This is a genomic window from Pseudoxanthomonas sp. F11 (assembly GCF_037046485.1).
Taxonomy (GTDB): domain Bacteria; phylum Pseudomonadota; class Gammaproteobacteria; order Xanthomonadales; family Xanthomonadaceae; genus Pseudoxanthomonas_A.
Genome location: NZ_JBANLZ010000002.1, coordinates 438,665 through 450,944 on the forward strand (window position 1 = coordinate 438,665; position 12,280 = coordinate 450,944).

The window sequence follows — 12,280 nt, forward strand, 5'->3', positions numbered from 1 at the left end:
TCTTCTAACACTGGGGGTATCGCGAGGCCGAAAAAGTCCGTTCCTCTCGCCCTTAAGGGTATCGCGAGGATCAAGAAAGGTCCGTTCGTCCCGCATCAAGCCTGTCGCGAGAGGCAGTGCACCCTTCGCATCACCGCGATCCGCTGGCCGGGTCGCGCAGCAGGTCGTCCAGCGCCCTCTCCAGCGTGGGGAAGCGGAAGGTGAAGCCCTCCGCGAGCGCGTGCGCGGGCAGCACGCGTTGGCCGGTCAACAGCAACTCGGCCATTTCACCGAAGCCCAGGCGCAGGGCGAAGGCGGGGGTCGGGAGGATAGCCGGCCGGTTCAACGCCGCGCCCAAGGCGCGTGCGAAATCGCGGTTGGTCACCGGGGTGGGCGCGGTGCCGTTGTAGGCGCCGCCGGCCTGGTCGCGTTCCAGCAGCCACTGGATCATCCCTACCAGATCGTCGCGGTGGATCCAGCTCATCCACTGCCGGCCATCGCCCATCGGGCCGCCCGCGCCCAGCCGGAACGGCGGCAGCATCTTCGCCAATGCGCCGCCGCCGGTGCCCAGCACGATGCCGATGCGCACGCGGCAGGTACGCACGTCCAGGCCCTCGGCCTGCATCGCCTCGGTTTCCCAGTCGCGGCAGAGGTGGGCGGCGAAGTCGTCGCCGGGGGCGGCGGATTCGTCCAGCGGCTCGTCGTCGCGTGGGCCGTAGTAGCCGATGGCCGAACCGGAGACCAGGACGCGCGGGCGGACCGATTGCCGCGCCATCCAGCCGATCAGTGCGCGCGTGGTGTCCAGCCGCGAGGCCCGGAAGGCCGCCTTGCGCTCGGCGTTCCAGCGTCCGGCCATCAACGGTTCGCCGGCCAGGTTGACCACCGCTTCCACATCGCGCGCCTCGTCCAGCGACGCCAGGACCCGCGCGGCGGGCGGCACCCGGGACCGCGCGCGGGCGGGATCGCGTGTCAACACGCTGAGGGTGTGGCCGGCCCGCAGCAGCGCGGCGCTGAGCGCCTGGCCGATGAAGCCGGTACCGCCGGTGATCAGGACATGCATGGGGAGCCTTCCGTAAACCCGGACAGCTTACGCAGCGGCGTGTGTTGCGGATGTGGAACGGACCGTCAGCGGTGGCCGCCGGTCGGCCGACGGGCACGCGCCTACACTATGCCGATGGCTTCCCTTCCCCTGGTCCTGCTGCCCGGCCTGCTGTGCGATGCACGCCTGTGGCGCGACCCCGCGGCCGCGCTGGCCGACCTGACACCGGTCCATCACGCCGACCTGACCCTGGACGACAGCGTGGCCGGCATGGCCGCGCGCGTGTTGGACGCGGCACCGCCGGTGTTCGCGCTGGCCGGCCTGTCCATGGGCGGGTATGTGGCCTTCGAGATCCTGCGCCAGGCACCGGAGCGCGTGGCGCGTCTGGCCCTGCTGGATACCAGCGCACGCACCGATCCGCCGAAGCGGCGGGCCGTGCGCAAGGCCGGCCTGGCGCTGGCCGAATCCGGACGCTTTGCCGGCGTCACCCGCAAGCTGCTACCGCAGCTGGTGCATGAGAGTCGCGTGGAGAGCGAGGTGGGCGAAGCGGTGATGGCGATGGCGCAGCGCGTCGGCCGCGATGCCTTCCTGCGACAGCAGCGCGCCATCATCGACCGCCCCGATTCGCTGCCCCTTCTGCCCACCATTGCCGTGCCCACGCTCATCGGCGTGGGCGAGGACGACCGCATGACCCTGCCGGAGGAATCGCGCCTGCTGCACGAACGCATTCCGGGCGCGCGCCTGCACGTGTTCGCGCGCTGCGGCCACCTGCCGCCCATGGAGGTGCCGCAGGAGACCACGGCGGTACTGCGCGGCTGGCTGCAGGCGCCATGACGCCGGCGCGCACGCGCATCCACGCTGCGCCCACGTTGGGCGGCGACAATGGCGCATCCTCTTCTTTCTTGTTGAACGCACGGGAGTACACATGGAACTGGCGATGATCGGGCTGGGGCGCATGGGCGCCAACATGGCCGAACGGCTGGTGCGGGGCGGCCACACCGTGCGCGGTTACGACCCCGGCGAGGCGGCGCGCCAGCAGGCCGAGGCGCGCGGGATCATTCCGCACGCGAGCCTGCAGAACGCGGTCGCCGCACTGCCCACGCCGCGCGTGGTGTGGCTGATGGTGCCGGCCGGCCAGGTGGTGGACGACACGATCGCGCAGCTGCGCCCGCTGCTAGCGGCGGGCGACACCCTGATCGACGGCGGCAATTCCAACTACAAGGACTCCCAGCGCCGCGGCGCGCAGCTGGCCGAGGCCGGCATCCACTACATCGACTGCGGCACCAGCGGTGGCGTGTGGGGCCTGGCCGAAGGCTACAGCCTGATGATCGGCGGCGATGCCGACGCGGTGGCGCGCCTGCAGCCGGTGTTCACCACGCTGGCGCCCACGCCGCAGACCGGCTGGGGCCACGTGGGGCCGAGCGGCGCCGGCCACTTCGCCAAGATGATCCACAACGGCATCGAGTACGGAATGATGCAGGCCTATGCCGAAGGCTTCGCCATCCTCAAGCACAAGCAGGCGATGGACTTCGACCTGGGGGCGCTGGCGGAGATCTGGCGCCATGGCAGCGTGGTGCGGTCGTGGCTGCTGGACCTGACCGCCGATGCGCTGAAGAAGAATCCGCAAATGGACGGCATCGCGCCGTACGTGGCCGATTCAGGCGAGGGCCGCTGGACCGTCGCGGAGGCCATCGACCTGAACGTCTCCGCGCCGGTGATCACCCTGTCGCTGCTGGAGCGCCTGCGCTCGCGCGACGACGATTCCTACGCCGACAAGCTGCTGGCGGCGATGCGCAACGAATTCGGCGGCCATGCGGTGAAGCAGGGCTGATCACCCGGCCTTATCGCCCGCAGTGCCAAGCTGCGGGCCTGCACTGGAGGACATTCCATGAAGATCCTGATGGTACTGACGTCGCACGACCGCCTGGGCGATACCGGGCACAAGACCGGCTTCTGGCTGGAGGAACTCGCCGCGCCTTACTACGTGTTCAAGGATGCCGGCGCGCAGCTGGTGCTGGCCTCGCCCAAGGGCGGACAACCGCCGCTGGACCCCAAGAGCGATGCGCCCGATGCGCAGACCGCGGCCACCGTGCGCTTCAACGAGGATGCCGAGGCGCTGTCGGCGCTGGCCAACACGCGCCGATTGAAGGACGTGCTGGACGAGACGTTCGACGCCGTGTTCTATCCCGGTGGCCACGGCCCGTTGTGGGATCTGGCCGAGGATGCGGATTCGATCCGGCTGATCGAACAGACCTTCTCCGCCGGCAAGCCCGTGGCGGCGGTCTGCCACGGCCCGGCGGTGTTCCGGCATACCCGTGGCGCGCTGGGTGAGCCGCTGGTGAAGGACAAGCGCGTCACCGCGTTCTCCGACGAGGAAGAGGAGGCCGTGGGTCTGGCCGGCGTGGTGCCGTTTTCGCTGGAGGATGCGCTGAAGAAGAACGGTGCGCACTACGAGCGGGGCCCGGTGTGGCAGTCGTACGTGGTCACCGACGGCAAGCTGGTGACGGGTCAGAACCCGGCCTCGTCCGAGGCGGCGGCCGAGGATGTCCTGCGCCTGCTGCGCTGAGGCTTCACGAAGGTTTACCGGGGCGCGCGTAGCGTGGCGGCTGTGCAAGGAGGTCGCCCATGAACGAGGCTCCCGGACATCTGTATACCCGTCAGGAGGACATCGCGCGGATGGAAGCCCTGGTGTCGCAGCTTCCCGACGAGGCGATGGTGGAGCTGCACCTCACCGATGGCGGGTCGATCGCCGGCGTGGTCGCCACGCGTCCCAGCGTGCAGGTCTTCCGCGATCGCGACGGCCACGAGGGCTTCAATGCGGTGGTGCGCATCGACGACCACCGCCGACCCGATGTCACCCATTACCTGTGGCTGGACCGCATCGCGTCGGTGACGCCGCTGGGGTCGGCCTGATGCCACACCTGCCGACCGCCGAGATCGCGTGCCCGTACTGCGGGGAAACCATCACCCTGGTGGTGGACGATTCGGCCGGCGACCAGCGCTACGTCGAGGACTGCCACGTCTGCTGCCGGCCGATCGAAGTGCGGGTGAGCGTGGACGACGACGGCATGGTCGCGGTGGATGCGTGGGGACAGGATGAAGCCTGACGGCGTCGCGGAGCCGTAACGCGCGTATCGCCACGGGCAGGGGTATGCTCGGCCCCGGTCCGACAACCAACCCTGGGGAGGGGAGATGAACACGACCACCACCGCGGCACCCAAGCGCCCGCTCGGCTTCTGGATCATCGGCCTGTTTGCGCTGGTATGGAACCTGATCGGCGTGGCGATGTGGTACCTGCAGGTCAACATGTCCGCCGAACAGTTGGCGGCGATGACCGAGGCCCAGCGCCAGGTCTACGAGGCCACGCCCGGCTGGCTCAACATCGCCTTCGCAGTGGCGGTGTTCGCCGGCGTGCTGGGGGCGCTGGGCATGCTGCTGAAAAAGAAGTGGGCGGCGACGATGTTCCTGCTGTCGCTGATCGCCCTGCTGGTGCAGATGATCGGCGCCTATGTGGTGACGCCGGCGTGGTCCGCCTATGGTCCCGTGGGGCTGGTGATGCCGGCGGTGCTGCTGGCGATCGCGCTGTTCCTGCTGTGGTACGCGAACAAGGCGCAGGCGCGCGGCTGGCTATCCTGAGCTTCGCTCGATAAAGAGAAAGCCGCCGGGAAACCTGCGGCTTCTTCATTCCCTTTTCCCCGCGTGGCGGGGAAAAGGTGGCCGGAGGCCGGATGAGGGGCGAACGCGATGCTGGACTGAGCAAGCGCCGCGCTTTGGGATCGCGACGTCGGAGGTGGCGATGCCGCGTTGAGGGCGCTGACTTCGTCGCCCCTCACCCGCCCCCGTATCAGGTACGGGGCAGGCTTTTGGCGCACTCTCCCCGTTTCACGGGGAGAGGGGATGTGGTCGTTTCCCGGCTGAACCAGGGGAGGGATGACGCATTACGCCTCGACGTCCTCCAGATCCACGCCGATGAAGCCGCCGGACTGGCGGCGCCACAACGCGGCATACAGGCCGTCCTGCTGCAGCAGTTCCTCGTGGCTGCCGCTTTCGATCACGCGGCCGCCGTCCATCACGATCAGGCGGTCGAGCACGGCGATGGTGGAAAGGCGATGGGCGATGGCGATGACGGTCTTGCCTTCCATCAGGGCATACAGCTGTTCCTGGATGGCGGCCTCGACTTCCGAATCCAGTGCGGAGGTCGCTTCGTCGAGCACCAGGATCGGCGCGTCCTTCAGCAGCACGCGCGCGATCGCCACGCGCTGGCGCTGGCCGCCGGACAGCTTCACCCCGCGCTCGCCCACCTGGGTGTCGTAGCCGCTGCGGCCCTTGGCATCGGTCAGCCCACGGATGAACTTGTCGGCATGCGCGCGCCGTGATGCCTCCAGCAGTTCCTCCTCGCTCGCATCCGGCCGGCCATAGCGGATGTTGTCGCGGATCGAGCGGTGCAGCAGCGAAGTGTCCTGGGTGACCATGCCGATGTTCCGGCGCAGCGATTCCTGGGTGACGTGCGCCACGTCCTGGCCGTCGATCAGGATGCGCCCGCCTTCCACGTCGTAGAAGCGCAGCAGCAGGTTCACCAGCGTCGACTTGCCGGCGCCCGAGCGGCCGACGATGCCGACCTTCTCGCCCGGCTTGATCACCAGCGACAGGTCGTCGATCACCCTGGCTTCGCGCCCGTAGTGGAATCTCACGTGGTCGAAGCGGATCTCGCCGCGCGTCACCACCAGGTCCTTCGCGCCCGATGCATCAGCGATGGCCAGCGGCTGTGCCAGCGTGCCCATGCCGTCCTCGACCGTGCCGATGTTCTCGAACAGGCCGGCGACCTCCCACAGGATCCAGTCCGACATCGAGCGGATGCGCATCACCAGCGCGATGGCCACGGCGATCGCGCCCATTGAGATGGAGGCCTGCAGCCAGGCCCAGATCGCCACACCGGCCACGCTGGCCAGCAGGAAGGCGTTGAGCGTATGCAGGGCGACGGTCAGCTGGGTGACCAGCCGCATCTGCGCGTGCACGGTGACCATGAACTCGTCCATCGCGCCGCGCGCGTAGTCCTGCTCGCGCATGGTGTGGGCGAACAGCTTGATGGTCTGGATGTTGGTGTAGCTGTCGACGATGCGGCCGGTCATCTGCGCGCGCGCGTCCGACTGCGCCATCGACACCTTCTGCAGGCGCGGGACGAAGTGGAACACCAGCACCAGGTAGCTGGCCAGCCAGACGACCAGCGGCACCACCAGCCAGACGTCGGCCTGCGCCACCAGCACCACGGTGCCGACGAAGTAGACGACGACGTAGACGAACACGTCCATCAGCTTCATCACCGTCTCCCGGATCGACAGCGCGGTCTGCATGACCTTCTGCGAAATGCGGCCGGCGAACTCGTCCTGGAAGAAGCCCACGCTCTGCCGCAGCAGGTAGCGGTGCGACAGCCAGCGGGCGATCATCGGGTAGTTGCCGAAGATGGTCTGGTGGATGATCAGCGACTGCACCAGCACCAGCAGCGGGTAAGCCACCACCACCAGCAGGCCCATCCACAGCAGTTTCTCCCCGTGCACCTGCAGGAAGCTGTCGCGGCCGGTGCTGCCCATCCAGTCGACCAACTGCCCCATGTAGTCGAAGAAGGTGATCTCCAGTGCGGAGATCACGCCGGTCAGCACCGACATCGCCAGCAGCCACGGCAGCAGCGGACGCGAGTAGTGCAGCAGGAAGGGAAGCAGCTTGCGTGGCGGCGTGGTCGGCTCGCCCTTCGGATACGGATTGATGCGGGTTTCGAAGAATCGGAACATCGGTCGGTCCATCGTGGGCGCGCATCGGCGCGCCGGGAAAACGTGCCGGCTCAGCCGGCGGGATAGGGCCAGGCCGCGCGCGCCTGGCGGAGCGCGTGGCCGTACCAGGCCAGCTGGTCCAGCATGCGGCGGGCGGCGCGTGCGCTGGCATCGTCGTCGCGTGGCTTGCCCCCGGTGTCGAAGCGGTCCCACGCCTGGGTGAAATACACGCCATCGCGCACCGGCACCGCATGCAGGCCGGAGAACACCTGCCGCAACTGTTCCACCGCGCGGACGCCGCCGCTGTGGCCGCCATAGGCGACGAACGCGACCGGTTTGGCCTGCCAGTGGGCCTGGACCGAATCGATCACGTATTTCAGCGCGGCGGGATAGCCGTGATTGTACTCCGGCACCACCACCACGAAGGCGTCGGCGCGCCAGATGCGTTGCTGCAGATTCACCAGATCGGGGCTAGGTGCGCCGCCGTGGCGGTGCGGCAGGTCGAGCAGGGCGGGATCGATGGCGTCGACGGTGTAGTCGTGCCGCAGGGCCAGCTGCGCGCGCAGCCAGTCCGCGACGGTGTCGCAGAAGCGGCCGTCGCGCGTGCTGCCGTACAGCAGGGCCAGATGAAGCGGATCTTGCATGGGGACGGGTTGCCAGGAGACGGGATGGCAGGGTAGAACCTCAAGCATTCTTGAGGTCAATGCGCCATGTCGGGAAAACAGCATCCTCCCATCGAAACGGAGCTCACCGTCGGCCAGGTGGCCGCGCGCGCGGGCGTCGCGGTCTCCACGCTGCATTTCTACGAGTCCAAGGGGCTGATCCACAGCTGGCGCAATGCCGGCAACCAGCGCCGCTATCCGCGCGAGGTGCTGCGCCGCGTCGCCGTCATCAAGGTGGCCCAGCGCACCGGCATTCCGCTGGCGGAAATCCAGGCCGCACTGTCGTCGCTGCCGGAGAACCGCACGCCCACCGCCGCCGACTGGAAGAGACTGTCGGCACGCTGGCGGGATGCACTGGATGCCCGCATCAACAGCCTGATCCGGCTGCGCGACCAGCTCGACGGTTGCATCGGCTGCGGCTGCCTGTCGTTGAAGGCGTGCCCGCTGCGCAATCCCTGGGATGAACTGGCCGAAGAGGGACCCGGCGCGCGCTTGCTGGAGGAGGGCTCCTAGCTCGGATGTCGTATGCTGCCGCGGCGCCAAGGTCGGCGCTGTCGGAGATTGCATATGAAGAAATGGATGCTGCGCCTGTTGCTTGCCGTGATCGCGCCTGTCCCTGTTTATGCAGCGCCGGCCAGTGAAGCCTCTGTGCATGAGCTGCTGGAGGTGACCCGGGCACGCCAGATGCTGGAGCAGGTGTACGGCCAGATGGAATCCATGTATGCCGGTTCGATGCAACAGGCGCTGGGCGACGACGTGACGCCGGAGGCCCAGGCCCGGATGCAGCGCTTCAGTGCCCGCATGACCGCGCTGATGAAGCAGGAGATGGGTTGGGACGTGATGGCACCGATGTACGTCGATATCTACAGCAAGTCATTCAGTGAGGACGAGATCCAGGGCATGCTGGCGTTCTACCGTACCCCGGCTGGGCAGGCCGTCATCGAGAAGATGCCGCTGGTGATGCAGAACACCATGCAGGCTGTACAGGAGCGGATGGGTGCCATGATGCCCGCCATGCAGAAGATGATCGCCGAGGAAATGGAGCGCACGCCTGCCGCGTCCGAGTGAGCGCCTGCACGTGCCCGACCTGGCCCTGTTCGACTTCGACGGCACGCTGACGACGCGCGAGACGTTTCCGGATTTCATGCGCTACGCCATCGCACGACCGCGCCTGCTGGTCGGCGGTGTGCTGCTGGCGCCGGCGGTGTTCGGCTACCGGCGTGGCTGGGTGGCGGGCAATCCCACCCGCGCCAGCATCGTGCAGGTGGGATTGCGTGGCATGGGCGCGGAACGCCTGCGGGCGCAGGGTGCTGCGTTTGCACACGATGTGCTGCCCGGCGTGCTGCGACCGGAGGCCATGGCGCGGCTGGCGTGGCATCGCGAGCGCGGCGACCGCGTCGTGGTGGTGTCCGGAGGGCTGGATGTCTATCTGGTGCCGTGGTGCGCGGATCAGGGCGTCGAACTGCTGTGTTCCGTGCTGGCGGAGCGCGGCGGACGCGTCACCGGTTACGCGGGCCCGCAATGCGTCGGCGAGGAAAAGGTGCGCCGCGTGCACACGCTGTGCGATCCGCGGGCCTACGCCGCCATCCACGCGTATGGCGATACGCATGAAGACCAGGCCATGCTGGCGATGGCGCATCATCGGACCTATCGCGGGCACGTGGTGGCTTGAGCGCCCTGCTTTTATGTAGGAGCGACGTCAGTCGCGACCGCAGACCCTGGCGCGTCATGGCGTCGTCCATGAGCATGCATCCCATCCGTGGTCTTGATCGAACTGTATGGGGAATGGCGTGCGGTCGCGACTGACGTCGCTCCTACAGAAAGGCGGTCAGTCCATGGGAAGGCTGCGCTGTTCCTCACTGCTTCGCACCCCCAGTTCGATCAGTCGCATGACGTCCAGCGCCTGCTGCGGCGTCACCGGCGGTGCGGTGCCCTGCAGGACGGCATCGCGGAGTGCGGCGTAGTAGCGGCGATAGTCACCGGCTTCTGCATGGGCGACTTCCGCGATGAGGCGTCCGTCGTGCTCACGCACGAGCTCGCCCGCGCGGGTATCCACGCCCCAGCCGGGTGCGCCCGGGACCACGCCGGCGCGCAGCTGGTCTTCCTGCACGTCCAGGCCGTGCTTGAGGTAGCTGCCGCGCGTGCCATGCACGGCGAAGCGCAGGCCGTTGCCCGCCACCAGCGTGCCCGCGTGCAGGTGCGCGCGATGGGTGGGATAGCGCAGTGTCGCGTGCACGTAGTCCGGTGCCTGCGCGCCATCGCGCAGGCGTGCGATATCGACGCTGATCGCCTCGGGCAGGCCGAACAACTGCACAGCCTGGTCGATCAGGTGCGGTCCCAGGTCGTACCACAGGCCGCCGCCGGGCGCGTCGTGCTCGCGCCAGCGGTCCTGCACGACGGGGCGGAAGCGGTCGAAGTGCGAATGGAATTCCGCCACGCGCCCGAGCGTGCCGTCACCGACCAGGCGCTGCACAGTGAGGAAATCCGCATCCCAGCGGCGGTTCTGGAACACACTGACCAAGCGGTCCGCGCGGCGTGCCGCGTCGACGACATCGCGCGCTTCAGCCAGCGTCACGGTGAACGGCTTGTCGACCACCACATGCTTGCCCTGCGCCAGCGCGGCCATCGCCAGCGGCGCGTGCGAATCGTTCGGCGAGGCGATCACCACCACGTCCACGGCGGGCTCGGCAAAGGCCGCGTCGGTATCGCCCACGACCTGCACGTCCGGCCAGTCCGCGTGCACCTTGCCGGCATCGCGCGAGACGACGGTGTGCAGGACCAGGCCGGGTGTGGCCTGGATCAGCGGCGCATGGAAGACTTTGCCGACGAAGCCGTAGCCGACCAGGGCCACGCGGAGGGGAGTGTTCATGCACGCATGTGGGCAGGGAGCGACGGGACCCATCTTAGTGGATCGCGCATGTTGACCGGTCGTGTACCTGGATGAATCGCCTGCAACCGCTGGCTGAACCTGCCCCTGCATTTCACATGCAGTGTACGGACGCGCCATGAGACTGGCGGCGCGACACCACAAGGAGGCATCTGCCATGAAATACACACGCAACCGTTCGCTGCTGGCGGCCACGTTCGCCACTGTTCTGCTGTTCTCCACCGGCCATGTGCTGGCCGACAATCCGCCGAACGAGCCTGAGGAGAACACGCAGAACGATTCTTCGCAGCCCGTCACCGACACCTGGATCACCACCAAGGTGAAGGCCGACCTGCTGGCCACGGAGAACGTATCCGGTCTGGATATCAAGGTGGAAACCGTCGATGGCGTGGTGACCCTCACGGGCGCGGTGCCCAGTCAGGCGCAGAAAGACAAGGCCGTCCAGGTCGCCAAGCAGATCAAGGGCGTCAAGCGCGTCGAAGCCGGCGGCCTGAAGCTCGCCTCGAAGTAATCGCCGCCCGGGTTGTGGCACGAAGCGGGCGCATCCCAGCGCAGGATGCGCCCGCTTCTCTGTCGGGCACCCTCTTATCCTGCCCAGGAGTGAACGCCATGAGTCGTCGCTTTGTGATGGCCGCAGCGCTGGCCTTCTGGTCCGCTGCGGCAAACGCTGCGGAACCGGTCGCCTCGGTGCCCGAGCTCGATCTGTCGCGCTACGCGGGGCAATGGCACGAGATCGCGCACCTGCCCATGTTCTTCCAGCGCCAGTGCGTGGGCGAGATCACCGCCCGCTACTCCCTGGACGGCCCCGGCCGCATCGGCGTACTCAATGCCTGCAGGACGAAGGACGGCAGCATGGACCAGTCGCAGGGCGTCGCCCGTCCCGTGGAAGGCCATCCCGGTCGACTGGAAGTGCGGTTCGCCCCCGACTGGCTGTCTTGGCTGCCCGCCGTGTGGGCCGACTACTGGGTGATCGCGCTGGACCCGGACTACCAGTGGGCGATGGTGGGTGAACCCGGCCGCGACTACCTGTGGATCCTGTCGCGCGAACCGTCGATGGATCGCGCGCTGTTCGATCAGCTGAAAGCAAAGGCCGAAGGCATGGGGTACGACCTGTCGCCGCTGGTCATGGCGGCACCGCTGAAATAGAGGATGCATGTTGCCGTGGTAGGAGCGACGTAAGTCGCGACCGCACGGTGTGATGGTCCTTGCAGCGCCAGTATCCATGGCGCTTGCGGCGGGTTCCCTGGAAGCTCAGTTCTCGCGGTCGCGACTCACGTCGCTCCTGCAAAAGCCGAAACGTCAAAGCCGGTGCGTATAGCGGAACTGGAGGAAGTTCTCGCCCGGGTTCGGATTCTTGATGCGGCCGTTGGAGAAATGCTGGAAGCGCAGCGACCACTCGTGCTGCTGGTCTGCGCCGAAGCGCTTGCCGATGGCGATGTGGTCGCCGAAGTTGAAGGTGGTGCTGAATTCCTTCTTCCGCGTGTCGTACTTGGGGAAGATGACGTTCACGCCGATGCCGCCCTCGACGAACCAGCCGTTGTCCCAGCCGTTCGGGCGCCAGCGCAGCGCCGGGGTCACGCCCAGCTGCGTGCTGGTCCGGCTGTCGCTGTGCCAGCGCGCAACCTCGCCCTGCCATTGGCCGCTGACGTGGCCGTAGCGGTACTGCTTCTCCCACTCCCAGTCGCGGCTCATGCCGACGGTCAGCGACTGCGCATCCTCGGCGACACCGCCCTGCACGTACCACGCACTGCGCGGCTCGGCGGCGAAGGCCTGCGTCGCGGCAGCGGCCATGAGCAGCCCGAGCGCCAGGCGGGGCAGGGCATGGGGGTGAGAGGGCAAGGGAAGGCAGGCAGAGCTTGAAGCGTTGCGGTGTGAAGCGGACACGGATGACACTCGGAGGGTTGAAGAAGGCCGCGCCCGCAGGCGCGGCATGTATCGAATCATCGGG

Annotated in this window: 16 protein-coding genes; 11 read left to right on the forward strand and 5 right to left on the reverse strand. The window is 67.8% G+C overall.

Annotated features, from left to right (window positions below; translation table 11 throughout):
• Positions 1-130: 130 nt before the first annotated feature.
• Positions 131-1,039: a TIGR01777 family oxidoreductase gene (locus V8246_RS07800; RefSeq protein WP_336188660.1), complete on the reverse strand. Its 909-nt coding sequence runs from the start codon at positions 1,037-1,039 to the stop codon at positions 131-133.
• Positions 1,040-1,153: 114 nt separating this feature from the next.
• On the opposite strand from V8246_RS07800, the gene V8246_RS07805 reads away from it, so the two are divergent.
• The 6 genes from V8246_RS07805 to V8246_RS07830 all read left to right on the forward strand — a co-directional run bounded on the left by V8246_RS07805 (position 1,154) and on the right by V8246_RS07830 (position 4,654).
• Positions 1,154-1,852, forward strand: coding sequence for an alpha/beta fold hydrolase (locus V8246_RS07805; RefSeq protein ID WP_336188661.1), 699 nt, complete (start codon positions 1,154-1,156; stop codon positions 1,850-1,852).
• Between the two features lie 91 nt (positions 1,853-1,943).
• On the forward strand, positions 1,944-2,849 hold the full coding sequence (gnd, locus tag V8246_RS07810) for a phosphogluconate dehydrogenase (NAD(+)-dependent, decarboxylating) (RefSeq protein ID WP_336188662.1): 906 nt from the start codon (positions 1,944-1,946) through the stop codon (positions 2,847-2,849).
• 57 nt (positions 2,850-2,906) lie between these two features.
• Positions 2,907-3,584, forward strand: coding sequence for a type 1 glutamine amidotransferase domain-containing protein (locus V8246_RS07815; RefSeq protein WP_336188663.1), 678 nt, complete (start codon positions 2,907-2,909; stop codon positions 3,582-3,584).
• A gap of 59 nt (positions 3,585-3,643) precedes the next feature.
• Positions 3,644-3,931, forward strand: coding sequence for a DUF3247 family protein (locus tag V8246_RS07820; RefSeq protein WP_336188664.1), 288 nt, complete (start codon positions 3,644-3,646; stop codon positions 3,929-3,931).
• Positions 3,931-4,125, forward strand: coding sequence for a CPXCG motif-containing cysteine-rich protein (locus tag V8246_RS07825; protein WP_336188665.1), 195 nt, complete (start codon positions 3,931-3,933; stop codon positions 4,123-4,125). The genes V8246_RS07820 and V8246_RS07825 overlap by 1 nt, the downstream gene beginning before the upstream one ends.
• A gap of 85 nt (positions 4,126-4,210) precedes the next feature.
• A complete protein-coding gene (locus tag V8246_RS07830; RefSeq protein WP_313495184.1) occupies positions 4,211-4,654 on the forward strand; it encodes a hypothetical protein in 444 nt (147 codons plus the stop codon).
• Between the two features lie 302 nt (positions 4,655-4,956).
• Here the strand turns inward: V8246_RS07830 and V8246_RS07835 are convergent, their stop codons facing one another.
• Complete coding sequence (locus V8246_RS07835; protein WP_336188666.1) at positions 4,957-6,804, reverse strand: ABC transporter ATP-binding protein; 1,848 nt, start codon at positions 6,802-6,804, stop codon at positions 4,957-4,959.
• 50 nt (positions 6,805-6,854) lie between these two features.
• Positions 6,855-7,427, reverse strand: coding sequence for an NAD(P)H-dependent oxidoreductase (locus tag V8246_RS07840; protein WP_336188667.1), 573 nt, complete (start codon positions 7,425-7,427; stop codon positions 6,855-6,857).
• 66 nt (positions 7,428-7,493) lie between these two features.
• Here V8246_RS07840 and soxR point away from each other — a divergent pair, with 66 nt between their 5' ends.
• The 3 genes from soxR to V8246_RS07855 are packed head-to-tail and all read left to right on the forward strand — an operon-like array spanning position 7,494 to position 9,117.
• Positions 7,494-7,958 carry a redox-sensitive transcriptional activator SoxR gene (gene soxR / locus V8246_RS07845; RefSeq protein ID WP_336188668.1) on the forward strand — a complete coding sequence of 155 codons (465 nt, stop codon included), beginning with the start codon at positions 7,494-7,496 and terminating at the stop codon, positions 7,956-7,958.
• Between the two features lie 54 nt (positions 7,959-8,012).
• Positions 8,013-8,513, forward strand: a complete 501-nt coding sequence (locus V8246_RS07850) for a DUF2059 domain-containing protein (RefSeq protein ID WP_336188669.1) — start codon at positions 8,013-8,015, stop codon at positions 8,511-8,513.
• Positions 8,514-8,523: 10 nt separating this feature from the next.
• The gene (locus V8246_RS07855; protein WP_336188670.1) at positions 8,524-9,117 is read left to right on the forward strand and encodes an HAD family hydrolase; all 594 of its coding nucleotides are present in this window, start codon (positions 8,524-8,526) and stop codon (positions 9,115-9,117) included.
• A 156-nt stretch (positions 9,118-9,273) separates the two neighbouring features.
• Here the strand turns inward: V8246_RS07855 and V8246_RS07860 are convergent, their stop codons facing one another.
• Positions 9,274-10,314, reverse strand: coding sequence for an oxidoreductase (locus tag V8246_RS07860; protein ID WP_336188671.1), 1,041 nt, complete (start codon positions 10,312-10,314; stop codon positions 9,274-9,276).
• Positions 10,315-10,489: 175 nt separating this feature from the next.
• On the opposite strand from V8246_RS07860, the gene V8246_RS07865 reads away from it, so the two are divergent.
• A complete protein-coding gene (locus tag V8246_RS07865) occupies positions 10,490-10,843 on the forward strand; it encodes a BON domain-containing protein (protein WP_336188672.1) in 354 nt (117 codons plus the stop codon).
• A gap of 98 nt (positions 10,844-10,941) precedes the next feature.
• Positions 10,942-11,478 carry a lipocalin family protein gene (locus tag V8246_RS07870; protein WP_336188673.1) on the forward strand — a complete coding sequence of 179 codons (537 nt, stop codon included), beginning with the start codon at positions 10,942-10,944 and terminating at the stop codon, positions 11,476-11,478.
• Positions 11,479-11,631: 153 nt separating this feature from the next.
• On the opposite strand, the gene V8246_RS07875 is transcribed toward V8246_RS07870, so the two are convergent.
• Positions 11,632-12,123 (reverse strand): acyloxyacyl hydrolase, encoded by a 492-nt coding sequence (locus V8246_RS07875; RefSeq protein ID WP_336188674.1) that lies wholly within the window; start codon positions 12,121-12,123, stop codon positions 11,632-11,634.
• Between the last annotated feature and the right edge of the window lie 157 nt (positions 12,124-12,280).

Bases quoted from the DNA above. Each gene is read 5' to 3' on its own strand.
- V8246_RS07875 (WP_336188674.1), bottom strand. From the start codon at position 12,123: ATGGCCGCTGCCGCGACGCAGGCCTTCGCCGCCGAGCCGCGCAGTGCG.
- V8246_RS07865 (WP_336188672.1), top strand. From the start codon at position 10,490: ATGAAATACACACGCAACCGTTCGCTGCTGGCGGCCACGTTCGCCACT.
- V8246_RS07870 (WP_336188673.1), top strand. From the start codon at position 10,942: ATGAGTCGTCGCTTTGTGATGGCCGCAGCGCTGGCCTTCTGGTCCGCT.
- V8246_RS07825 (WP_336188665.1), top strand. From the start codon at position 3,931: ATGCCACACCTGCCGACCGCCGAGATCGCGTGCCCGTACTGCGGGGAA.
- gnd (WP_336188662.1), top strand. From the start codon at position 1,944: ATGGAACTGGCGATGATCGGGCTGGGGCGCATGGGCGCCAACATGGCC.
- V8246_RS07835 (WP_336188666.1), bottom strand. From the start codon at position 6,804: ATGTTCCGATTCTTCGAAACCCGCATCAATCCGTATCCGAAGGGCGAG.
- V8246_RS07800 (WP_336188660.1), bottom strand. From the start codon at position 1,039: ATGCATGTCCTGATCACCGGCGGTACCGGCTTCATCGGCCAGGCGCTC.
- V8246_RS07860 (WP_336188671.1), bottom strand. From the start codon at position 10,314: ATGAACACTCCCCTCCGCGTGGCCCTGGTCGGCTACGGCTTCGTCGGC.
- soxR (WP_336188668.1), top strand. From the start codon at position 7,494: ATGTCGGGAAAACAGCATCCTCCCATCGAAACGGAGCTCACCGTCGGC.
- V8246_RS07830 (WP_313495184.1), top strand. From the start codon at position 4,211: ATGAACACGACCACCACCGCGGCACCCAAGCGCCCGCTCGGCTTCTGG.
- V8246_RS07805 (WP_336188661.1), top strand. From the start codon at position 1,154: ATGGCTTCCCTTCCCCTGGTCCTGCTGCCCGGCCTGCTGTGCGATGCA.
- V8246_RS07850 (WP_336188669.1), top strand. From the start codon at position 8,013: ATGAAGAAATGGATGCTGCGCCTGTTGCTTGCCGTGATCGCGCCTGTC.
- V8246_RS07820 (WP_336188664.1), top strand. From the start codon at position 3,644: ATGAACGAGGCTCCCGGACATCTGTATACCCGTCAGGAGGACATCGCG.
- V8246_RS07840 (WP_336188667.1), bottom strand. From the start codon at position 7,427: ATGCAAGATCCGCTTCATCTGGCCCTGCTGTACGGCAGCACGCGCGAC.
- V8246_RS07815 (WP_336188663.1), top strand. From the start codon at position 2,907: ATGAAGATCCTGATGGTACTGACGTCGCACGACCGCCTGGGCGATACC.